Origin of the sequence: Cyclobacterium xiamenense (assembly GCF_042140265.1) — a bacterium.
Classification (GTDB): domain Bacteria; phylum Bacteroidota; class Bacteroidia; order Cytophagales; family Cyclobacteriaceae; genus Cyclobacterium; species Cyclobacterium xiamenense_A.
In genome coordinates, this window is the sequence record NZ_CP159481.1 from 2,147,202 (window position 1) to 2,169,249 (window position 22,048).

The window sequence follows — 22,048 nt, forward strand, 5'->3', positions numbered from 1 at the left end:
TCATGCTATTCAACAAAGACAATAATGGAGCTGTAGAGCTCCGGGACCGGACCGGATCTTACTACGCCAATAATAAATTTGAGCGCGTGGCCACGGACGTACTGCTGGCCGAATCGGAGCTTGCCAAGCTGGTAGGGCAGGCCGTCTACGATCGGGCGCATGCGCACTACCAAAGTACCGACTACCAGGCCGCCAATCCGAACGCAACCCAGGCGCTGAATGACCAACTTGTCCTGCTGCTGCAGATCCCCATTGCTTACCGGGCCACCTTTAACTACTACCAATCGAATCTGGTATCCCATGAAGATGCCGGCCGGAAAGTAAAACTGGATCCGGAAAACGAGAAGATGCCCTGGGAATGGATGTTGGACCGGGACGATGAAGCGCAGCTCCGCAAAGCCCATCAGACCACGGATCTGCTGCTCGCCTGGCTGGAAGAGCAGCAACTACCCGAATGGACGAATAGCCAGAACCGGAAGACCGCCCGCCGGCTCTTTGTGCATAACGAGGCCATCTTTCAGGATGCCTATCCCATCGATGCCAGTCCGCGGTTTTACTATACCGTACTGCCCTGGATCCGGGAAGTTCAGGAACGAGCGATTAAAAAAGCCCTGGGGGCGAAGTATTCGGAACTGCTAACCTATCACCTGGAGGGAACGACTGGAAGCGGATCCGGCAGTTCGGGAATCCCATCTGCAGATGGGGATCCGGAGCTGTCGGAATTGCTGGACCTGGTACAAAAAGCCATCCCCCTCCTGGTAATGGTATTGGCCGTCAAGCGGCTTAGCCTGCAGGTGCTGCCGGAGGGCGTGGTGCAGCAGTTTAAAAGCAACATGCAAAGCCGGGCAGCCAGTGCAGCCGCCCTACCCGAACTGATCAGCTGGCATGCCAGGCGCCTGGAAGAGGATGCCGGGGAGGTTCTGGATGACATGCGGCTCTGGCTGCAGCGCGCCGATCCGGAATCCGGTACCTACCCGCTACTTCCGGAGAATGAAGAAAGCAATAAATTTTTCCGCACATGAATACCCTGGAGCTTCCCGAAAAATCCATTCACATCGAGATTCCCTCCCACTGGGACGAGATGGATCCGGCGCAGCGCCTGTACTGCCTGAAGCAGGCGGTTCTGGCCAGTGCCGGGGTGATCCGTCCGGAAGAGGCCCTGGTCCGCTGCTTCTATCACCTGGCCGATATCCAGCGGGATTACAAAAGCCTGGCCATGGAGCGGATCATGAGCGTGGAGCAGCGCATGGAAAAGCAAAGCCGTACCTGGTTGCTGGCCGAAGCGCTGTGCGGCTTTATCTTCCGGAAAAACGAAGCCAACGAGCTCGAGATCTGCTATGAAACGGTATACAATCACTTTCCGGTAATCCGGGCAGGGAAGGTGAAGCTGTACGGTCCGGATCATTTGTTGGCCGACCTGACCTTCGGGGAGTTTCGCGCTGCCCTGGAAGAAATGAACGAGTACTTTGACACGCGGGAATCGGAATGCATGTGCCGGTTTCTGGCCTGCCTGTACCGTCCGGAGCGCAGTGGCTTTGCGGAGCTCTCCCGGCGGGAAGACTTTGACGGTTTTCGTCGGGAACCCTTTAACCGGTCCCGGCTCCCGATCAACGCCCAACATACCGCCCAGGTGGGGCAGGTGGTACAAACCGCCATTTTGCTCTGGTTTAGCTACCTGATCGGCTATATACAGAAAGAAACCCTGGTGCTGGGAGGCGTGGAAGTGAGTTTTGCCAGCCTGTTTGGCGGTGGATCCGGGGACGAACGCCGGAGCCGCGGCAATGGCTGGGTATCTGTCCTGCACAACGTGGCCAAGGAAGGGCCGTTTGGCGATGTGGAGAAAACCGACCGGATGGGGCTCTTTGATGTGCTGCTGTACATGAAAGACTGCGACGATCAGAACCGGGAAATGAAGCGAAAACTCAAAAAGAAATGATCGGAATCAAGGATTTTAACGCCATCTGTGCCGGATGGGTAGCTGCCATCCCGGGGCTGGAGGGCCATCACCTGGTAGCCCAGGACAATCACGCCATCCATTCCCTGAAGGACGAGCGGGGCACTCAGCTGGTCGCCGTGATCCCCTCGGCCAATGCCTCCGGCCGGGATCCGTCCAGCCTGGTAGATGTGCACAGTACCTATTTGTTTGTGATCGACAAGGGCTGGACCGGGCAGCTGAAGGAAGAAGAACTGAATCAGTATGAAAAGACGCAGGAAATTATTCTGGCCATTCGGGAGGAGATATTGGAAAGCTTTGAAGAGGGCTGCGGCCCCTTCTGGCGACTGCAGGCAGACAGCATCAGCATCGATCCCGAATTCAACGTCTTCGGCGGCTGGAACGGCTGGTCCATGTTGCTCAGCTTCTAGTCTCCGGGAGCGAAGTGCCTTCGATGGCCGGGTAGAAATCGAGCGCTGCACGAAATGCAATAGGGTGCTATTTTTTCATATCAAGTAATCCGGGTTTTTGAATGGGTTTAGCCCGGATGGTACGCATGGCGGGAGCTGTGCGTATTTTTTTTGGTAGGAGTTAAAAAAGGGTCAAAGCCCTTTTTTAACTTACTACAAGAACTGATTTCTTGATCTCGTCTGCCAATCGATGAAGCGTTTCTTCTATACGCCTGGCCTGTTCCTCTGATGGATTTTTTGCTCCGGAAACGTACTGCCTTAGCAGTGCGGGGTTCATACCGGCATGTTTGGCCACATTGGATATTTTCAGAAAATCAAAGTGTTCAAATAAGGCATAGATGTCGTATGAATGGGTAAACTCCACGGTATCGGGGTTTACGTCTTCAAAGTCTTCCAACAGCTTTTTGATTTTGGTTTCCAGCTCTGCCACGGTAGGAGCGGTATCGGTGATCAGGTTGCCATTATAGGTAACCCTTCCCCACAGTTTGTTTTCCTGGCGTTCGATGACCAGGTCGATTTTTACAGTTTTCATCTCTTTACAATTTATATTATCTACGATTTACATCCGAAGTAGGCGGGGCTATTTTAGCCCCGCTTGCTTTAGGATGGAACTTAAGGTTCCCTTTGGAATATCACCCCCATGGATGGGGACGGTTACTTTTCCCGGTTTATCCGGGTGGATCATCTGTTGATGGCTTCCTTTCTGTGTTTTTACTATCCAGCCATCGTTTTTTAGAAGTTTAAGTAACTCTTTTACTTTCATATTGTAAAGGTAACAAAAATGTTACCAATAAGCAATTAAATAGGTAACTATTTTGATACTTTTTTATTTAATAGGAAGTTGGGTATATTTAGTTGATTTTAACTAAAATTAGTAGCTATGAGAACTATTTCATTGATTTTGGTACTTGGATTGCTTTTTTTCTCCTGTGGTGACAGTGGAAGTGCGAACAGCTATGATGAGCAAAAATATAGTGACAGTGCGTTACGAATATCTCAGGAAAGGGTGGATAGATGGTTGGGATTAGACTATTTGAAAATTAACCCTGAAATGTACGAAGTACATATTTCCCCTAGTCTTTGGAATCAGGTAGATGTTGATGGGAAAAAGGAAATCATGTCTTCTATTATGATCTACATGGAGGGTGTGAAAGAATATGACTTTAATTTTATTGAATTCAAAGACAAAAACACCGATAAAGATATTGGCTACTGGTCCACGACGTCCGGCTTTGATATTAAAAATTAATCGCTTTTCTGATGGCCTTTTCAAAGTTGCTATTAGGCTTTGAAACATCTTAAAATACATGTATATTGATACATGGTTTATAAAAATGTCATCATAATCCGCAACGAAAATCGGGAGGAATTTTGGTCTGGGTTGAAGCTTTTATGCCGATACCATCCGGAATTCTCCTATGAGTACATCAAGTCAAAGAAGTTTCCTTTTGAGTACAAGGGCTGGTATTTCCGTAAGGAGGTAGTGAATGGGGTCGCCCGGGAAATGGACGGTTAAGCAAGTCATTCTTTTTACTGGAAGTATTGGAAAAAAACCAAAAAACTTGAAGTGAAATTGTTTCACTGAAATTTAAAAATTCGCCGAAGGCACCATATATTCAAGGGACGTTTCGTCCCTTTTTTCCCCTTCTCCCAGGGCCGAAGGCTCCGCCCCGCGGTGTGTTCTCGTTAACGAGCTTATAATTTTTTTTTAGGAATGCGCGTCAGGCAGGTATCTTTTACCCTGCAACATTCACAGAATGTGGTGGGAGGGCCTGTTGAAGGGTAAAAGCAGACAAACCACCTTATTTTCTCCCGGGCCCATCGTACGATAGTACTGATTATTTTTTGCAGAAAAATGCCGACAGAAGGAGAGGGTACGGGAGAAAATGCCGCTTCCAGCGCGGGAACCCACCTACTATTTAAGTAGTTTCCCAACATTAAAAAGAAATCGACTGTTTAAATCATCCCCTCATCCGCGAATGAATAATAGCCGGTATCTGCAATTATCAGGTGATCCAAAACGGGTATTTCCAACGTTTGGCCAGCTGTAACCAGTTTTTTAGTTAGGGCAATATCCGCCTGTGACGGTCTTAAATTTCCGCTGGGGTGGTTGTGAATCAGAATAACAGCGTTTGCCAGGTGATCCAATGCATGTTTAAAAATTAGTTTAGCATCTGCAATGGTGGCATAGGTCCCCCCCTGGCTGATCAGTTTGTGACAGATTATTTTGTTGCTGCGGTCCAAAAGCAGGATATAAAAATACTCTACCACTTCATCCAGTAAAATGGGGCGAAAATAGGTGTATGCATCGGCTGAACTGCTTATTTTTACCTTTTTCTCGGGGTCTGCCATCCATCGCCTCCGGCCAATTTCAAAGGTGGATACAATCGCCGCCGCTTTGCTGTGGCTGATATTCCTAATTTTCATCAGGTCAGCGGTGGAAAGTTTAGCAAGGTTGCCAAGGTTGAAATTTGCCAGCGTTAAAATTTCCTTCGCGGTTTCCTCTTGCAACTGGAATGCGGCACTGATTAGCATGGTATCGCTCATGCTTGCCTTTCCTTTGTCGTACAGGGTCTGAATTGGTTCTTTTAGTCTCATGATTAAATTACGGTGTCAAGGTTTACGGATTCGATAAATTTTAAATGGGGTTCTTCGACTTTGGAAGGCTCGGCCCGCTCCCGGGTCATTTCCTCGGGGGTAATTACCTGCCGATCCGAAAACAGGTAGCAGATAGGAAAAAATCTGTACTCGTCTTCCTCTGGGGCTTCCTGCCCTTTCTGCTGGGCTTCCTGGGCTCGCTGTTTGCCTACCGGCTGCCCCCAAACCAAAAAGGCTTTGGATCCCTTTTTTATGGTGGCTCCTTGTTTCTTCCATTGTTTGAAAGTGTTAAATTCCTCGGCCCCTTCGGTGTCGTACATGTGGTTTAAAAGCATGTAATTCACGGTACGGGAGGCCCAAAAAAGGGCCTCGTCTGCTGTTTCCGCTGCTTCTGCCATGTCCTCCCGGAGTTCTTTGGCTTCGTTGCTTAGGGCTATCAGTTCCGCCCTTTTGGGGTTCATTTGCTTTTCCATGGTTACGCGTTTATTAAGGTTTGCAATTCGTTTCTTTTCTCGTCGATCTTGCCAATGGCGAAGCCCAGGACCTCCCCGATTAACTTAGGGTTTTGGATTACCAGCGCTTCCTGCTCGCTCCCGTAGCTGGTGGCCTTGTAGGTAATTCGCAAAAAATAACGGTCGGTTAAAAACTCGTCTTCTTCGTGGTCTTTCTGTAGTTCCTCGCCCACCTTTACAAGGTTGTCGGCGTACTTATTCAAAAGGGAAAGGCGCTTTATCATTTCCTGCTTCTCCTGGAAAAATTTGATTTTTTCCTCTAGGCTTTGGGGCTGCTGGTTTAGCTGCGTTTCCAGCTTTTTAATTTGGGCTTTCAGCTGCTCCACTTCGTTTTTTTCGGTGGGCTGTGTTGTCGTTTTTTTGGTCTGTTCTTTCATGATGTTTAAAGGTTTTATTTGTTTGTTTTGTTATCTAAATATAGACATATAATAATATATATACAAACCCTAAAACGTTGGTAAACAGTATGTTAAGTTTGTTTTTATCATTTAAATAATGAAATCCGAATCAGGACAGGCGCAAAAATATTTTACCTCATTTTTCAGGAAAAAAGGCCGATTAAGGGCTTAAAACGGCTAAAAATGCCCTGTTTTTACAGGTAAAAAATATTTTATTGTTTGATTTTCAGGTGTTTAGGGTTTTGATTACTTTTCTTAAAAGTAATTCAGTCAGAATTGACCCCGACTCCGCCCCGCCAAGCGTTTGCAATTGCAAAAAGTCATTTTGTAAATGGATATATGACGAGCCGCCCCCCGCCCCCAAAAAAATCCCACCGTTTAACCCGTGCTGCCCCAGTAGCACACCTTGATTTTTTTCAGATCCTAAACTTTTTTTCATTGGTTTAGGAATGCGAAGGGGCATTCTGACGAAAGGAAGACCGAAACGAATGTGTAGCCCGCAACAGCCCGGCCCGACCGGCGGAAGGGAAATCCCCAGCCCTTGTCCTTTATTTACCCTACCCACACCCATAGCTTCGTAAGAAAATGCTACTGCTGTGAGTGATGCGATCATTAAAAAGGAATTTGTCCGTCGGATTTTAAAAGACGAAGCCTCCCGCCTGGAAAGAAATCAAGGGTTGCAAATGAGAAAACTCCTGCACTTCCATACCGGTACCCTGGAAAGAGAGCGGGACTTCAACATTAACCAGGACACAGAACTGGACGGAAAGCTAACCTTTAAACATCGAGCCTATCAGCGATTCCTTGACCTTCGAAAGAAACCCAAATTGAAAGATGGAAGGAGGATCAAACGGAAAAACTACCCCATCCATAACAAGTTCGTATTTGGCCATTACTATGTGATTGCCAATAGGCTTATGGTAGACTTTACCAACGACGTAGCAGCAGGTTTAAAACGTGAAATGGAACGGTAGCCATGGCCAAAAAACTCAGAGACGAAGATTTAATCCTAAATATCGTGGTCAATGGTGACCGTGGCAAAAAGGAAATTGGCGAACTCGAAAGAGCCGTAAAAGACACAAATGCGGAATTGCGTGCCCTGGAGCGTGAAGAAAAGAGACTTCGCCGATCTGGCAAGCAAAACACCGAGCAGTACCGGGCCGTAACCGATGCAATCAAGCAGAAAAACAACGCATTGACTATTGCCGAATCCAGGTTAAAAGTCCTTCGTTCCCAGATCGATGTTAATAAAATGTCCCTGGTCGATCTAAGGCGCGAAATGAACCGGGTCCGGCGATTACGGGATTTGGCTGGTCCACATACCGAGGAATGGCGTAAGCATGACCAACGGCTGAAAGAAGTCACCGCACGTTACCAGGAGCTAGACGGTCGGGCTAGAACTACCGGATCCTCCTTGCAACGTATGGCCGGCCGGTTTAATCACTACATCGGGGTTTTGACCGCTGGATTTGCCACCATGATCGCTGGCAGTCTCCGGAATCCGCAAGACCATCAACGATTTTGCAGAATTTGATGATAAGCTGGCGGATGTAATGAAAACGACCAACATGACCAAGGAGGAAGTCAGGGAACTAAATGAGGAATTGAGAAAGATTGACACCCGAACTTCACAAAACGACCTCCTTGGACTATCCCGTGTTGCTGGTAAGTTAGGCATACAGGGAAAAGACGACATCTTGGGCTTTGTACGTGCGTCCGATCAAATAGGAGTAGCATTATCCGAAGACCTGGGCGGAGACGTGGAAGCTGCCATTACCCAAGTCGGCAAGTTGGTGGATATTTTCAAAATCGCCGAGGACGTTCCCCTCGAGGACGCACTACTTAAAGTCGGGTCCGCTATCAACGAGCTGGGGATGGCATCGACGGCCAATGAAGGTTTTATCGTCGAATTCACCCGGCGAATGGCCGGTGTTGGACCGTTGGCCAATGTATCCATAACGGATCTGATGGGCATGGCCGCTACGCTGGACAGTCTTGGGCAGACCTCCGAAGTCAGTACCACGGCGCTTTCCAAGCTTTTCCTGGAGATGGCAAAAAATGCCGATGTTTTTGCCCGGTATGCATCGATGGATGCCGCTGGATTTAGGGAATTGCTCAATACCGATGCAAACGAGGCCTTTCTACGTGTTTTGGATGGCGTTAGAAACAATGCGGATGGGCTTACCAACCTGGCCGATACCCTGGGGGATCTGGGGCAGGATGGTGGCCGTGTTATCGGTGTGCTGGGATCGTTGGCTAACAATACCGAAAAGCTCCGTCAGCAGCAAGAATTATCCAACCAGGCATTTGAACGGGGAACCGGTATTACGGAGGAATTTGGCATCAAAAACGAAACGGCACAAGCCCAGCTGGACAAAGCCCGCAAAGGCCTGCAAATCATGGTTGAAGAGTTAGGTGAAAAGCTAATGCCAGTGATGACGGTAAGCACGAACGGATTTACTTATTTCGTTCGCATCTTGACCGTTTTGTTCGACTTTATCCAGGATAACTGGAAATTGGTCACGATCTTAACGGGTGCTATCGTTGGGTACAATGCAGCAATGTTTATCTCGAACTCTCGCATGCAGGCCTATAATTCTCTGGCCAAATTGAAGGTTTTTTGGGACCAGGCAATGAGAGCCTCTTCATTACTAGCTGCAGCAGCTCAAGCAGTTTTTACCGGCAATATAGGGCGAGCATCTGCAGCAATGCGCCTGTTTAATTTGGTAGTTCGGGCAAACCCACTTGCTATTTTGGTTTCTGTGCTGGCGGCCGTCGGTGTTGCGGTTTACCAATACACGAAAAATCTAAGTGCGGCGGAAAGAGCCCAAAAAGCGCTCAATAATGTCAGTGCCGAAGCCAGGGACTCGATTGTTGACGAGCGAACAAAAATGGAGAGGCTTTTGGCTGTCGCCCGGGACAAAACTCAGTCCGACGAAATGCGCCAAAAAGCGATCAAGGCACTAAATGACCTTTCACCAAAGTATCTTGGCGCGTTGGATCTGGAAACAATCCATACGCAAAAAGCTACGACAGCAACGGAAAATTACATCGACGCACTGCTAAAGCAAGCAAAAGTAAAAGCCGCGAATCGCAGGATTGATGAAATTGCTCAGGAGAGGAGGGACTTGGTCAAGAATGCCTCGGACATACCGTTTTTCAGCTTGGACAATGTTAAAGCCGGGATAGTAGGAAGGGGTAACGTCATTGCTTCCAGGGTAGCCGAAGAGTTAAAAGCGCTTAAGGCCGAAGAAGATGCGATGGCCAGGGTCCTGAGAGAAAATGCCGAAGATATCGTGGCGACTATTACCGGAACTGACGACAATCCAAATGGACTTTCCGAAGAGGAAATCAAACGGCGTGAGGAAGAGGCAAAGCGTGAGGAGGAACGAAAAAAGCTTGCCGAAATAGCGCGTAAGGAGCGTGAAGCGGATCAAAAGAAGGAGGAAGAAAAACTAGCCGCTGAACTCCAAAAACAAGCCGAATACCGTCAGCAGGTCCTTGAGTCGCAGTTGTCCTTGATCGAGCAGGAAAGGCTAGCCTATCAGAGGCGTCTGCAGGAAGCGGGTATTTTTGGCAAGCAGCGGGAAGATATGACCCAGGAAGAAATTCGCGTCCTCGAAGCGTTACAAAAAGAGCATCATGCCAACCTCAACCAACTCGATGCCAATTCCCTCAAAAAAGGCATAGAACAGAAGCAGGCCGCTTTCGATAAGGAACTTCAGGAACTCCGCATTGCCCATAATGAGCAGTACAAGGAAATCAAATCCTTGGAAGAGGCACGGGCCTTCCTAAGTGATGAACTTACGCCTCAGGCCTTGGCCGGTCTCCGGAACATGCGCCAGGCACAGCAAGAAATAGACAAGAAATTCCGCAGGGAAGAGGAAGCCCTAGTAAAGGCCCACCTGCAAGAGCTGCAAGGTGAACTGCAGGCCGTCCTCGATACCGGGCAATGGGAAGGCCTGGATCTTTCCGATCGTATTCTTTCCGACGAAGAAAGGGAAACCATCAACGCCCGCCTGGCAGAGGTCCGGCAGCAGCTGAGTGAATTGGGATTGGGCACCGGTACGGAGATAGCCGAAGACCGCGGCATGCGCCGGTCCAATGTCGATGTGCTTGGTTTCACTCCGGACGATTGGGAAACGTTCTTTGCCAACCTGAAGCAGGGAGCCGTTTCCATGGATGGCCTGCTTATGGCCACCCAGGCATTGGGTCAGGTGTGGTCCCAGTACAATGCCATGCGTACCGCTGGTGAGCAACGCGAGCTGCAGCAGTACGAACTAGCCAATCAGCAGAAGGAAGCTGCGCTCAAGCGAAGACTGGATCAGGGACTGATATCCCAGGAACAATACAATCAACAGGTTGACCGGCTCAATGCCGACCTGGACAAAAAGAGGGCGGTATATGAGCGTAACCGAGCGAAGCGTGAGCGCAACGTTGCGCTTATGTCCGCCATCGTTAATACCGCTGCAGGCGTGGCAAAATCTCTGCCGAACCTGGCACTTGCTGCCATTGTCGGGCTGATGGGCGGCCTGCAGATCGCTACCATCAAAAAAGAACCGCTCCCCGAAATCCCTGGCGCACAATCTGGGGGCTTCGCGGATGTTGTCCGTAGTCAGGACAAAAAGATGTTTCGCTCTCGTGGTTTTGCCGGTCCGGGCTACGTCAATGATCCACGTATCCTCGTTGCAGAGTCGGGACGGGAATTTATTGCCAGCAACGAAGCCTACGAAAATCCCACCATTCGGCCCGTCCTCGATGCCATCGACACCGCCCAGCGAAACGGCACCATTTCCAGCATCAACCTGGAGAAAGTCATGGCCAGGCGCATGGAAATGTTTACCCTGCCGGGCAGGCAAAGAGGTGGATACACCACTGATCAGGGCAGCACTCCCGCTCCCAGCCCTGTTCAGGACAACGAAACCAAGGAACTAATCCGGCAAAATAACCAACTGATGGCCGATCTGCGGGGAGAGATTCGCAAGGGAATCCGGGCGGATGTCAGCCTCCTGGGCCGTCGTGGGTTCTACGAGGCGGAGAAAGATTACAAGGAAATCGAACAAAACGTAAACCTCTAGCCATGCTCAAAATGCTGCTGAAGGGAGCACCGGTTAATTACCCTCCGGACATTTCCCTGAACCTGATCTACGAGAATCCTTTCTTTTTCAACGATCGGATTCCTTCCAATCATTCCCTGAACTTCTCCCTTCCGGCCACGAATCATAACCTGAAGCTGTTCAATCGGCCGGACCGGATGAATAGCTTCAACTCCTTCAAAGAATACGACGGTTTCGAGATCTATTTTGGTACGGTCCGGATACTTTCCGGTGTCCTGGTCGTGCAGGAGTTTGAGCGGGAAATCAAGTGCTTTTTTCGGGGCTCCGTGGTCACTGATGGCATGCGCTCCCCTCTATTCCAGCTGCCGATGACCTATTACGGATTTGGTACAGACACAAGCTCCAACAACCTGTTTAGCCCGGATTATTGGGCTTCTGCATACCGGGAGTTGATCCAGCCAACATTATTCAACAATTCCGATTTTTGCGCACCGGTGATGCGGGTTGCGGACGTGCCCTGGCCGTACCTGAATGATCCCAACGAAATCCCGAAGAGTGCTGGAAATTTTGCTTCACTGAAGCAGTACATCAATTTTTTCAACGCCCGGGATGAGCAGTACGTATTATTCGGGTCTAGCTCGCCGGTTCATACGGTCGTATTTCCCTTTCCACGGGCCCGATACATTTTCGAAGCGTTTTTTGATGGCAGGTTGGATGTCAATCCCTTTGCCAGTGGGGAGCTGCAAAAGATAGTCCTATCCAGTACCTACCATCCCCGGTACAACGAATCCCTGCTTTCCATCCGGAGGGGAATCCTGCTCGATGGCTACAGCTCCGGAGGCGAAGCCCCGGACAATTTCTTCTACCTGAATTCCTTTCTTCCCAGCCTGCCGGCGAATGAGCTGGTTCGTGAATTATTGAAATTGGTTGCTGCCACCATGTTCCCGTCGGGGAATGGTTTCAGTATTCGCACCAATGCCGATATACTGGCCGATACCAGGCGGGCCAATTGGGACGGAAAACGGATCAACCGGCTTGCGATTAGCCAGCGGGAAGGGCAAAGTTACGCCTACGGGTATGGACAGGCGGCGCCAGCAATCGAGGAATTTGACGGGGTGGAAGTGGACTCGGTGCTGGATCTTTTCAATTACCAGGTTCCCTCGGAAGGGGAAATTGACGTCTACGTGCATGATACCAAAGAACTATGGACCAAACGCCTGCGCGAAAAGGCCGATCCGGCCGATCCTCAGCGTTTTCTTTTTGAGCTGAAGGGAAGCAGCCTCGGTGCTGCCCCCAGTGAGGATCAGGGCGGATTCGATATGAAACCAAATCTGGAGCCAGTTCGGATGGGCATTCATGAGTACTGGCACGAGGATAGCAATAGCAGCGGCATAGAGCTGGGCAGCTGGTACGTTCCGGAGTTTCGCGGAAACCGGTTGACGAGGCCCGAGCGTCCGCAGATCGGTTTGTTTCATGGAGCCCGGGAAAGCTTCAGTACGCTCTCTGATTCTCAGAGCTCGCCAAATCTCTATCCCCTCATGACCCCGCATAACTACGACGCCCACGGCAACCGCCTGGGAGACCTTTCCCTGGAGTGGGAGGGTCCGGACGGATTGCTTGCCAATTTTCACAGCGACTACCGGGATTACATCGGCGCAAAAAAACGCTTCATACGAGGCCTGTTTTTGCTCAGCGCCCTGGATCTGAAAAACATGGATTTGAGCCGAAAAGTGTACCTGCAGGGCATGAACTTTTTCATAGAGCGCATCAATATTACCATCCGGCAAAAAAAGATCGAGCCTGCCCAGGTGGATTTAGTACAAGCAGATTGGTAACCCTGTGGAATTTACACCGTAAATACAGTATATTTGCAGTACTATTTACGGTTTTTTTAAATAGAAAAAGGGTGTACTTTTACTATGCTCAATAAAAGTTAATTACTCAAATGTACACCAATCAATCTAATTTCAGAACCAAGATAAGTCCCGGCGGAGCCGTTTGGAGCGGCATCAATCCTTCGTACGTGTACGTTTGGCTTTTGTTGAGCAGCCGTCGGGACCCTTATAAACTTAATTGTTATGCTCAACAAAAGTCAAGTAAAAACCGAAAAGGAGCTGCAGATTCTTGATGCTGTAGAAATGCTCCGTCAGATGCAGGGGAGCTTCACCCCACAGATCATGTACCTTGTTAAATCGCATGCTTTACTGTCCGGCAGGCTGGATATGGAGGATTATTTCCATCCTTCCTGGCTGGAAGGTTACGATCAGCTTATGGAGTTACTGCATAGTCTTACCCTCATCTACCAAGAGGGAGCAGAGAAGTTATCCGATCAGCAACTCAGGGAGGAGATGAAGCGCATGGAGGGAGGTCCTGGTCCGGTACACGTGGATATCTGCTACCGGATGGGTACAAGTGATCTGCAGGCCGTTCATCGCCTGGTTCAGGAGATCACCTCCATCACTGGCATGGATCCCCACCGAATCTATGACTCCACGGGTAACCCGGTAGAGTTGGAGTAGTTTATTCATTGATTTGTACTAGTCCAGACCCTTCGGTTTTTCCGAGGGGTTTTTTTGTGTCCTTTTCCCGGTCGGGAATGTCAGGTAATTTGGGTAAAAATTAGTTGACATACATGGCAGACGCTATCAAATCCCACAGCCTCATGAATGCGCACTTGCTCCACCGATCGACCGAAATTATCACAGATATTTTTGATAAGAGCAAGTGGGCATTGCTACTGACTCCGGTTCTTATGTTTTTTCAGACCTATATTTTTAACGATTTCGATTACCTCAAATGGCTGGTGGTCCTGATTGCGCTAGATACGGCGCTTGGCTTTGGCCTGGCAATCAGTCGCCGGGAGATAGACAAGGATCGCTTTGGCGATATCCTGATCAAGATCACCGTGTACAGCTCCTGCCTGATTGTCGGCCACGTACTGGAAAACTTCACGGTCTCCGGTGATACCATCCCCGGGGGCGATTACATGAAGCTGCTGATCTACGTGGCCATCATCATCAAAGAAGCTATTTCGGTGCTTGACAACGCAGGGAAGGTATCCAAAAAACTGGTACCTCATTTTATCCTTGCCAGGCTAAAGGGATTCGACGAAACCGGCGATTTTAAAAGCTTTAAGGACGCTAAATCAAACCGCGATACGAAATCGTGATTCGCTCATGAGACCATTCCTTTTTCTTTTATTCCTGCTCCTGAGCTGCAATACACAAAAGAATATCAGCAGCAAGCGCGCTGATCAGGAGCTGAGTGTTCACTATGAAACCGTTCAAAGCCATGAAAAAGACCTTGAAAAAGCAATTTCCCTTGATGAGTCAGTCCTTACCAGGACAGGATCTGGATCGTACATTGAAGTTATCCCCCGGGGAACTTTCCGAATTTCACCGGATGGCAGCTTTGAGGGCGAAGCATCTCAGGTTAGGATCCATCATCGGGACACCACCCAAATCAGTGAAACCCGGCGGATAGATAAGAAGAAAGCCGACCGGAGCCGTTCCAAATTAGCTACCACCGAAGACCAGAAGGGAAGCCTCTCGGTTCGTGAGCAGGAAAAAGACGTCAGCCGGTCCCCCAACTTCTTTGTTTGGATCGGCGTTGCCCTGGGAATTCTCCTGCTGGTTACCGGTCTGCGTTTGTTTTCGAAACTCAACCTATTCTAAATGGCCATCACCGTTCTACAGGCACCGCCCGCGCTTTGCTTTGCCGGCAATCTCCCCGATATCATCGTCACTACCGAGGATGCCGGGCATGATTTCTCCATCACCATCGGAGGAGATTTGCTCCTGGAGGAATACTACACCGCGGATGCCGATGGCAAGATCATCGTTCCGCTGCGGGCGCTCCTCGAAGAGCAGCTTTCTCTGCAGGTGCCAGACGTAAACTTGTTTACACAGGACCAAGGGGCAAAGGATGTTGACTGCCTGATGGGAACTGAGGAGATTGATTTCCGGATGGTTAAGGGCGGCGTAGACCGAAAAGAATTCACTACATCCGATTTCCTCACCCTCAACTGGCTGACCTGGCAGCCCCAGGTAAAGCAGGTCAAGTACCGGGATCCGGAGTACCTGGGCTACTATGCCCAGGAGCAGGTGACGGTCAAGGTCAAAGCCTATTTTGAAGATGGCACCGATAGTACGGCGGATGCCTACGTGTTGCCTGCAGGGCAATTGTACACGGTCAATGTCACCTTTGAGCACATCCATAGCTTATTTCCAGAGCAACCCATTTACTTTGATGTTTGGATCCAAAATGGAGACGATGGGGAGAATACCTGGCGACAGCGGTACGTGCTGACCGATCAGGTATTCGAGTTTGACGACCTCTTTGTTTTTGAAAATACCTTGGGAGGGATCGACACGATCCGATTCACGGGTCAAAAAACCCTGCTCAATAAGCAGCAGTTTGATACCGGAATCTTTTTTGACGAATTCGAACTCGAGTACGACATCAACCCGGATAAGGCATATGAAAAGAATACCGGGTTTTTTCGCTCCCGCCGGCAGTTGTTCTGGTCGCAGGATTTCTTCAGCAGCTTGCAAAAGTACCTGGTACTCGGAGCGGAGCTCCGGCGGATCCTGACCAGGGAGCCACAGTTTGAGGCGGCCCGGTACGACCTGATTGCCTTCGATTTTCAGTTTGTCTTTACCCGGCAGGTGGAGTACCTGGACTGGATCTCCGACGAACCGCTGGATATCTTGGTGATCATTGGCCCGGACCAGGAGCCGTACTACCTGGCTCCTCGGCTGTGGACCTTTCCGGAGTTGGATAATCCCACCGATGCCATCTTTCCGGTGCAGGTGGCCGGTGAACAGGCCTGGAAAGGGCTGACTTTCCAAACGATCTTGGACTACCTGCGAAGCGAGTTGGAGATTCCCTCCGGAGACCGGATCATTGATCCGGGTTTTTTTGAGGTCAATAACAGCACCAATGGCTATGTGTATGGTGCTTCCTGGGTCAAAGGTGGGGTAACCTATGAATATACCGGCCCGGTCGCGCTGGTAGGCACGCCATCCGCTCCGGAGGATAGATTTGATATCATCTATACCCAATCCTCCAATGCCGTTGGGTATTTGGCCGGGATTGCGACCACTGATCCGGTGATCCCGAATGCACCGGCCGGTGAAATGCTCCTGCACCAGGTGCTGCGACTAAATACCGGGGAGAACATCATCACGCCACAAAATGCGGACGACCCCCAAACCAAAAACGAGGCCGGCAAATACGAGCAATTTGCAGAAATCTGGCGGCAGACCCTGCAGCCAAATACCTACTACGATTTCAAAATTGCATACATCGGTTGGGCCTCCGACTACAGTTCCAACCGGCAGCGTCCGCTAAATGGATTTCTGATGGTGGATTTTGTAACGGGTGGTACAAACCGCCAGGTGGATCCCGAGCGCATCAATGTTCAGACGCTGGATATAAGTCCGAAATCAGGTGATTTCGTATTGGTCCAGGTCAACACAACCACGGCTGCCATCTATGTCAAGAAAACCGCGTTTTATCAGACGCTTACCTTTAGCTATTCCGGACCGAAGACCAATACGGTAAACCAGGATAGTCTGAAGGCGGGGCAAGCCTACGGAGTTTTGCCTGCGGGCGACAATTGGCCAAGCTGGAACGGTCGCAGCTATATTCCCACGACAGGTAATACACTCAGATTCGATAAGCCAAGAGCCTTCGGACTGGATGGAACACCGGTGACGGGAAATCTCACCATTGCTACGGCTTATGCAGACGATAGCGTCATGGTCAAGCTGCTTCATAACGACAGTGCAGAGCCAGCCATTTCGGTCCCTGGGGGAGTCACGAAAAGACTCCTATCGGGAGAGTACAAACCATCTGAGGATAATCTGTACCTGTTTGTTATCGATAAGAACCCATCCGGGGATGTGGTAGCGGTCAACTACACGATTACTCAGAACACGCTATGAGGACCGTAAATCAGTTTTTTCCGAGCACCATCCAGAATCCCCGCTTTTTCTTTGAAAATGCATCGGTGGTATTATCTCCCTTTCTGATCCGCCCGGAGTATACCGGTGCTTGTTGGAAGGTCCGCAGGGTTTCAGATGCGGCCCTGCTTGATATCGGTTTTGACGGAGGCGGAATGGTAAGCGAGGCAGAGTTGGTGGCATTTTTGGGCACCGGCCAGGGCAGGCTGCATACGTTTTACAACCAGGCCGGCACGAACCATGCGGTAGCTCCTGCAGCTGTACAGGAACCGTTGATTTGGAACGACGGCTTTGTGACCGGATTGGAGGGCTTGCCAGCGGTAGACTTTGAAGGGACTGCCAACCGCCGAATGATCTTCGAGAGCATGGTGGAGACAATTACGGCAAATGGCAGCTTGTGTATGGCGGTTATCGATCGGATCGATACCGCTTCGTTACAACAGATTTTTAGCAATCGATCAGAAAATACCCAGTTTCGGTCTTCCTCTGCCCACCAACTTGATTTGGCGGGTATTGCTTCGCCAGGTGCTTCCTTTAATTCGATTTCAGCAAAAAAGATTATTGGATTTGAGATCGATACCATCAATGAGCAAGCGGTAATATTCGATGAATACATGGAAGGACCCGTTAGTTACTTTTCGGTACTAACTACGCCCAGCTGGCGGTTTAATCAGCTTGGCGCAAGAGCGGTGACCGGGGAAGTGTATCGGGGTAAAATCCACGAGTTATTTTTCTTCCCAGACCGGCTCCTGGCAACCAGGGGCAACATCATCAAAAATCGTAAATCACTATACCATCCGGGACTATGAACCAATTGGCACATCCTTTCAAAATCCAGCACCGGCATTCGGACTACCTGATTAAGCTGGTGCATCACAAATTAGAGATCGACGCAGACTTGGAAATGCGTGCCCACATCCGCATCGAGTTCTGGACCAAAGACGCTGAAGGTGACTTTGATCAACCCTTGCTGGAGGTGATCGCCAATGATCCCAACTTATCAGACAATCAGAAAAGGAACGATATGGAACTATTCCGAACCCGCTTGTGGTCCAGCAGTACCCGTGGATCCAGGGTTTTGCCAGAAACCGGCGAATTGGTCCAGCCGGACGAAAACGGAGACTACCCGGAGGGAGCCATCACGCAGCTGCAGTACTGGCAAAGCCTACCGGCCGCCGCCTTCCCAGGCGAAACCCTGGCCGAAAAAGTGTACAGCGCTCTCCTGGTAAACATGCAGGAAATCTACGATTTGCAAAATATCTGATATTCCATCAACCTTATTTGTTCACGTTTCCTAGCCTCATCTACGTGTGAATAGACCATGGTCGTTTCCATTTTTGTATGCCCAAGAAATTCCTTTAACACCTCGATAGCTCCGCCCCGTCGGAGAAACTCCGTCGCGAAGGTATGCCTGGCCACATGACTGGTGAGGTTTTTCCGGATGTTGCATTTTGAAGCTATTTCTTTCAGAATTCTATTGGTCACCTGTAGCGGAGCTGTATCAAAAAGCTTTCCTCTTTCATTTTCAATAAGAAAGAATGCAGATTCTGTCAAAGGCAAGCGTACCCTTTTTTCGAGGTTGCGGGTTTTGTAAGGTTCAAAATCCAGGCAGTCGCCATCGATATCTTTCCAGCTTACGCGTTCAACATCACTGTACCTAAGCCCGGTCAGTGTTGCAAACAGAAACTGGCCAAGTACGCGTTTGTGACTGGGGGTGATTTCTTCGCTAAGGTAGTAACGATGCATCCTGGTTAATTCCTCTGGAGTTAAAAATATAACCCGACCTTTTGCTTGAGGCAATTTAAATTTTGAGATATTATCCATATCAACCGCCAATCCCTGATCATACGCAGCCCTGGAATAAATCTTTACCGTCTTCAAAATCGAACCCACCGAATTAATCTTCATGCCCTGGTCGTTTTTTAACCAGGCCTGGAGGTCATACAAGAGTGTTTCGTTCAATTCAGAAAACTTAATCTCGCTGCGCCACTGCTTAATTTTTTTGATCGATGAGCGAGCATTCTTTCTGGTTTGAAGTCCTATTCGTTTCCTCTCATACCTGTCTTCGATTTCGGTCTCAGCCCAAACGATAAAATTGCTTCTTGCGCCAAATCTGCTGTATTCTTTATGAAATAATTCAGCAGTCAAATCCAAGTCCGAATGCCGGTAAAAAATGAAGATTTCATTGACTTTCGAAATATATTTTCTGGCCAACATGTTGTAATCATCTGCCTCGTTGTCACCCTCAAAACGAGGCAAGAAAACTCCTGCAGAGTTATCAAAAAAAGCGACAGGCCATGATACTTTGAGATGGATGTGGAATTTCTCTCTGTTGATGATCACCTGAAGAAAAACAGGCGCATAGCCGTCTTTTCTTGGTCGATCTTTTCGGATTCGGCAAAGAACACTAGCTCGCATAGATCTACTTTTTTCAGTGTGAAAAAAATGTTTCCTGCGAGCTAGTGATTTGCCTTTCTCTTCTTGTGAAGGCATTTTGTGTAAATTTTATGTGAACATAAAATCTACCATAACAGTACCGAAAAGGCGGTTTTCGCCTTGTTTTGTACCCAGAGCCGGAGTCGAACCGGCACGCCCGAAGGCATTGGTGTTTGAGACCAACGCGTCTACCAATTCCGCCATCTGGGCATTTCGATGGGGTTCTGTTCCGTACCAAACGGGTTGCAAATATGAGCAAAGAAATCTTCTCAAACAATACTTTTGGGCCCGGAAACCGGCATTTTTTTAGAACACCGCGCGGGCAAGTACTGCCATTCCGGCCGTTGCGCCCCTCCATTTTCTTCGCAATCAATTCCTTAGCCATCGAAATTGATGTAAATGGCGCTGTCGTATTTCAAACCCAATAAATCGGCCCCGTGCCCGTGATTGATGCCAATCTCCAACAAACCCAGGCTGTTGAAAAACGCCCAGCAATCGCCGGGTTCTACCTCGTCGTAATTCTGCTGGATCGATTCCAGCGTCTCCCGGCCAAAGGCAATTTGAAATTTTCCGGGATTTAACTTCTCGAATACCTCTCGGGGAATATTGGTGATTAAGTTTCCGTAATGGTCTACCCGCAATACATAGCCCACAATCTGTTTCTTACTGGCCTTGAATTGCCTGCCCATCATTTTCTTGATTGCCGGCAAAGGCCCGCCAAAATCATGGATGGCGGCCCCGCTGGCCACCTTGGCGGCGATCGGTGCCAGAATATCCTTTGCCGGAAAGCTGCTGTTCCGGATGTGAATGTCGGAAAATTTTACCACGATGCCCGGGTCGTTATCGGCCAACATGCTCAGGACCCCGTTGTTGGGACCGATGAACACATGCTCGTTTAATTTGATGCCGATGTAGCCATCCGTAATGTTGCTGGTCGCATTTAAGGCCACCAGGTGAACAGTGCCCTTCGGAAATTCGTTATAGCTTGCACGGAGTACAAACGCCGCATGCGCAATATCGTAAATGGCAATGTCGTGGCTGATGTCTACGATGGATAATTGGGGGTTAATGGACAACATCTTTGCTTTTACCACCGGTACGTAGTAATCCGCGTTACCAAAATCAGAGATGAATGTTACCAAAGCCATACAAGCAAGTCAATTAAAAATTCGTACTTTTGTGTAAAGTTTAAACAAAAATAGGCATTTTATATTAGTTTTTTGAATTCGGTAAACAGAAGAAAATATATTGGTAGAAAAAGTCATTACATTGGAAAACATTTCCCTCCTGGACTTCCTGGGATCGGAAAATGAAAACATCCGGCAAATATCAGCTGCGTTTCCTCAGAGCAAAATTGTCTCCCGGGGAAATGAAATACGGATCAAAGGACAAGCCCCCGAAATCCTTAAAATCAATGATATTCTCAACATGCTGCTGGAACACTTCAGTCGATTCGGGCAGGTGACGCCGGATAATGTGAAAGAATACATTGCCCTGGAAGGTACGCCGTCGGGACCATCGAATTCGAAGAATGACATTATTCTGTATGGGAATAAGGGGCTGGTCGTGCGCCCCAAATCCTCCAATCAAAAGAAATTGGTGGATGCTTCCTTTGCAAACGACCTGGTTTTTGCCCTGGGACCGGCCGGTACCGGAAAGACCTACATTGCCGTGGCCCTGGCCGTACGGGCGCTGAAAAACCGTGAGGTAAAACGAATCATCATTACCCGTCCTGCTGTGGAAGCGGGGGAAAACCTGGGTTTTCTACCGGGAGATTTGCAGGAAAAACTAGATCCCTACTTACGACCGATTTACGATGCACTAGGAGACATGGTACCTTCTGAAAAATTACGGTTTTACCAGGAAAATCGGGTCATCGAAATTGCCCCATTGGCCTACATGCGCGGAAGAACCCTGCACGATGCCTTTATTTTGCTGGACGAGGCGCAAAATACCACCAGCGAGCAGATAAAAATGTTCCTCACCCGCATGGGGCCCAATTCCAAAGTCATTATCACCGGGGATCAATCCCAGGTGGACCTTCCCCCCAAGCAAAAGTCGGGCCTCCGGGAATCTTTACGTATTCTGAAAGATGTCAAGGGAATCGGCGTGGTACACCTTTCGGGCAGGGACGTGGTTCGGCACCGCCTGGTCAAATCCATCATCGATGCCTACGAAAAAAATGAAGTGGAAGTAAAGCAACCCCAATGAAGCTCTCGGTAAAAAAGATTGCAGATGCCGACACACTGCAAAAGGCCTTTCGGATCCGGGAAGAAGTGTTCGTCCGCGAGCAAGCCGTCGACCCGAAGGAAGAATACGATGCCTTCGAACAGGAGGCCAGCCAATTTATCGCCCATGTCGGAACCCAGGAAGTAGGCACGGCCAGATGGCGGTTTACAAAGAATGGTATCAAACTCGAACGGTTTGCCGTGTTGAAGCCGTTCAGGGGTAGAGGAGTCGGGCAAGCCTTGGTAAAAGCGGTTTTGGACGATATACAAGGGCATCCGGAAAGCACCGGCAAAACCATCTACCTGCACGGACAAGTCACGGCCATGGGATTGTATGAAAAATTTGGTTTTCAGAAGTCCGGGCAGCTTTTTGTTGAGTGTGGAATCGACCATTACCTGATGAGACGGGCAGTGAGCGATCAACCCTGAGTATCCGCTAGCGGTACCGGC

At 49.2% G+C, this 22,048-nt stretch carries 25 protein-coding genes and 1 tRNA gene; 17 read left to right on the forward strand and 9 right to left on the reverse strand.

The window, feature by feature from the left end; all coding sequences use genetic code 11:
- Nucleotides 1-2: 2 nt before the first annotated feature.
- The 3 genes from ABWH99_RS09120 to ABWH99_RS09130 are packed head-to-tail and all read left to right on the forward strand — an operon-like array spanning nt 3 to nt 2,364.
- Entirely contained in the window at nt 3-1,022 is a 1,020-nt protein-coding gene (locus tag ABWH99_RS09120) for a hypothetical protein (RefSeq protein ID WP_375585971.1), read from the forward strand.
- Nucleotides 1,019-1,936, forward strand: a complete 918-nt coding sequence (locus ABWH99_RS09125) for a hypothetical protein (RefSeq protein ID WP_375585972.1) — start codon at nt 1,019-1,021, stop codon at nt 1,934-1,936. The genes ABWH99_RS09120 and ABWH99_RS09125 overlap by 4 nt, the downstream gene beginning before the upstream one ends.
- Nucleotides 1,933-2,364: a hypothetical protein gene (locus ABWH99_RS09130; protein ID WP_375584278.1), complete on the forward strand. Its 432-nt coding sequence runs from the start codon at nt 1,933-1,935 to the stop codon at nt 2,362-2,364. The genes ABWH99_RS09125 and ABWH99_RS09130 overlap by 4 nt, the downstream gene beginning before the upstream one ends.
- Nucleotides 2,365-2,548: 184 nt before the next feature.
- Here the strand turns inward: ABWH99_RS09130 and ABWH99_RS09135 are convergent, their stop codons facing one another.
- Nucleotides 2,549-2,935 (reverse strand): hypothetical protein, encoded by a 387-nt coding sequence (locus ABWH99_RS09135; RefSeq protein ID WP_375585973.1) that lies wholly within the window; start codon nt 2,933-2,935, stop codon nt 2,549-2,551.
- A 48-nt stretch (nt 2,936-2,983) separates the two neighbouring features.
- Nucleotides 2,984-3,166: a type II toxin-antitoxin system HicA family toxin gene (locus ABWH99_RS09140; RefSeq protein WP_375585974.1), complete on the reverse strand. Its 183-nt coding sequence runs from the start codon at nt 3,164-3,166 to the stop codon at nt 2,984-2,986.
- 117 nt (nt 3,167-3,283) lie between these two features.
- Between ABWH99_RS09140 and ABWH99_RS09145 the strand changes: the two genes are divergently transcribed.
- Complete coding sequence (locus ABWH99_RS09145) at nt 3,284-3,652, forward strand: hypothetical protein (RefSeq protein ID WP_375585975.1); 369 nt, start codon at nt 3,284-3,286, stop codon at nt 3,650-3,652.
- A gap of 72 nt (nt 3,653-3,724) precedes the next feature.
- The gene (locus ABWH99_RS09150; protein ID WP_375585976.1) at nt 3,725-3,919 is read left to right on the forward strand and encodes a hypothetical protein; all 195 of its coding nucleotides are present in this window, start codon (nt 3,725-3,727) and stop codon (nt 3,917-3,919) included.
- A 440-nt stretch (nt 3,920-4,359) separates the two neighbouring features.
- On the opposite strand, the gene ABWH99_RS09155 is transcribed toward ABWH99_RS09150, so the two are convergent.
- The 4 genes from ABWH99_RS09155 to ABWH99_RS09170 form a co-directional block, all read right to left on the reverse strand.
- Complete coding sequence (locus ABWH99_RS09155) at nt 4,360-5,001, reverse strand: RadC family protein (RefSeq protein ID WP_375585977.1); 642 nt, start codon at nt 4,999-5,001, stop codon at nt 4,360-4,362.
- A 2-nt stretch (nt 5,002-5,003) separates the two neighbouring features.
- Entirely contained in the window at nt 5,004-5,474 is a 471-nt protein-coding gene (locus tag ABWH99_RS09160) for an ArdC family protein (RefSeq protein WP_375585978.1), read from the reverse strand.
- Nucleotides 5,475-5,476: 2 nt separating this feature from the next.
- Nucleotides 5,477-5,890, reverse strand: coding sequence for a hypothetical protein (locus tag ABWH99_RS09165; protein WP_375585979.1), 414 nt, complete (start codon nt 5,888-5,890; stop codon nt 5,477-5,479).
- Between the two features lie 247 nt (nt 5,891-6,137).
- A complete protein-coding gene (locus tag ABWH99_RS09170) occupies nt 6,138-6,524 on the reverse strand; it encodes a hypothetical protein (RefSeq protein WP_375585980.1) in 387 nt (128 codons plus the stop codon).
- Between ABWH99_RS09170 and ABWH99_RS09175 the strand changes: the two genes are divergently transcribed.
- From ABWH99_RS09175 to ABWH99_RS09220, 10 genes are all read left to right on the forward strand, one after another.
- A complete protein-coding gene (locus ABWH99_RS09175; protein WP_375585981.1) occupies nt 6,508-6,885 on the forward strand; it encodes a hypothetical protein in 378 nt (125 codons plus the stop codon). The two genes, ABWH99_RS09170 and ABWH99_RS09175, sit on opposite strands and share 17 nt — an antisense overlap.
- A gap of 2 nt (nt 6,886-6,887) precedes the next feature.
- On the forward strand, nt 6,888-7,445 hold the full coding sequence (locus ABWH99_RS09180) for a hypothetical protein (RefSeq protein ID WP_375585982.1): 558 nt from the start codon (nt 6,888-6,890) through the stop codon (nt 7,443-7,445).
- 7 nt (nt 7,446-7,452) lie between these two features.
- Nucleotides 7,453-10,989 carry a phage tail tape measure protein gene (locus ABWH99_RS09185; RefSeq protein WP_375586562.1) on the forward strand — a complete coding sequence of 1,179 codons (3,537 nt, stop codon included), beginning with the start codon at nt 7,453-7,455 and terminating at the stop codon, nt 10,987-10,989.
- A gap of 2 nt (nt 10,990-10,991) precedes the next feature.
- Nucleotides 10,992-12,803, forward strand: coding sequence for a hypothetical protein (locus ABWH99_RS09190; RefSeq protein ID WP_375585983.1), 1,812 nt, complete (start codon nt 10,992-10,994; stop codon nt 12,801-12,803).
- 243 nt (nt 12,804-13,046) lie between these two features.
- Complete coding sequence (locus tag ABWH99_RS09195) at nt 13,047-13,487, forward strand: hypothetical protein (protein ID WP_375585984.1); 441 nt, start codon at nt 13,047-13,049, stop codon at nt 13,485-13,487.
- Between the two features lie 113 nt (nt 13,488-13,600).
- Nucleotides 13,601-14,137: a phage holin family protein gene (locus ABWH99_RS09200; RefSeq protein ID WP_375585985.1), complete on the forward strand. Its 537-nt coding sequence runs from the start codon at nt 13,601-13,603 to the stop codon at nt 14,135-14,137.
- Nucleotides 14,138-14,144: 7 nt separating this feature from the next.
- Nucleotides 14,145-14,642: a hypothetical protein gene (locus tag ABWH99_RS09205; RefSeq protein WP_375585986.1), complete on the forward strand. Its 498-nt coding sequence runs from the start codon at nt 14,145-14,147 to the stop codon at nt 14,640-14,642.
- Nucleotides 14,643-16,916, forward strand: coding sequence for a hypothetical protein (locus tag ABWH99_RS09210; protein ID WP_375585987.1), 2,274 nt, complete (start codon nt 14,643-14,645; stop codon nt 16,914-16,916).
- Entirely contained in the window at nt 16,913-17,743 is an 831-nt protein-coding gene (locus tag ABWH99_RS09215) for a hypothetical protein (RefSeq protein ID WP_375584291.1), read from the forward strand. Before ABWH99_RS09210 ends, ABWH99_RS09215 begins: the two co-directional genes overlap by 4 nt.
- Entirely contained in the window at nt 17,740-18,198 is a 459-nt protein-coding gene (locus ABWH99_RS09220) for a hypothetical protein (protein ID WP_375584292.1), read from the forward strand. Before ABWH99_RS09215 ends, ABWH99_RS09220 begins: the two co-directional genes overlap by 4 nt.
- On the opposite strand, the gene ABWH99_RS09225 is transcribed toward ABWH99_RS09220, so the two are convergent.
- The 3 genes from ABWH99_RS09225 to ABWH99_RS09235 form a co-directional block, all read right to left on the reverse strand.
- Nucleotides 18,177-19,427 carry a site-specific integrase gene (locus ABWH99_RS09225; protein ID WP_375585988.1) on the reverse strand — a complete coding sequence of 417 codons (1,251 nt, stop codon included), beginning with the start codon at nt 19,425-19,427 and terminating at the stop codon, nt 18,177-18,179. The genes ABWH99_RS09220 and ABWH99_RS09225 overlap by 22 nt on opposite strands.
- 71 nt (nt 19,428-19,498) lie before the next feature.
- Nucleotides 19,499-19,580: transfer RNA gene (locus tag ABWH99_RS09230), tRNA-Leu, on the reverse strand.
- Nucleotides 19,581-19,747: 167 nt separating this feature from the next.
- Nucleotides 19,748-20,518 (reverse strand): S-adenosyl-l-methionine hydroxide adenosyltransferase family protein, encoded by a 771-nt coding sequence (locus ABWH99_RS09235; protein WP_375585989.1) that lies wholly within the window; start codon nt 20,516-20,518, stop codon nt 19,748-19,750.
- Between the two features lie 100 nt (nt 20,519-20,618).
- On the opposite strand from ABWH99_RS09235, the gene ABWH99_RS09240 reads away from it, so the two are divergent.
- Together ABWH99_RS09240 and ABWH99_RS09245 are read left to right on the forward strand one after the other, a co-directional pair.
- Entirely contained in the window at nt 20,619-21,581 is a 963-nt protein-coding gene (locus tag ABWH99_RS09240) for a PhoH family protein (RefSeq protein ID WP_375585990.1), read from the forward strand.
- Nucleotides 21,578-22,027 carry a GNAT family N-acetyltransferase gene (locus ABWH99_RS09245; RefSeq protein WP_375585991.1) on the forward strand — a complete coding sequence of 150 codons (450 nt, stop codon included), beginning with the start codon at nt 21,578-21,580 and terminating at the stop codon, nt 22,025-22,027. The genes ABWH99_RS09240 and ABWH99_RS09245 overlap by 4 nt, the downstream gene beginning before the upstream one ends.
- The last annotated feature ends 21 nt before the right edge of the window (nt 22,028-22,048 follow it).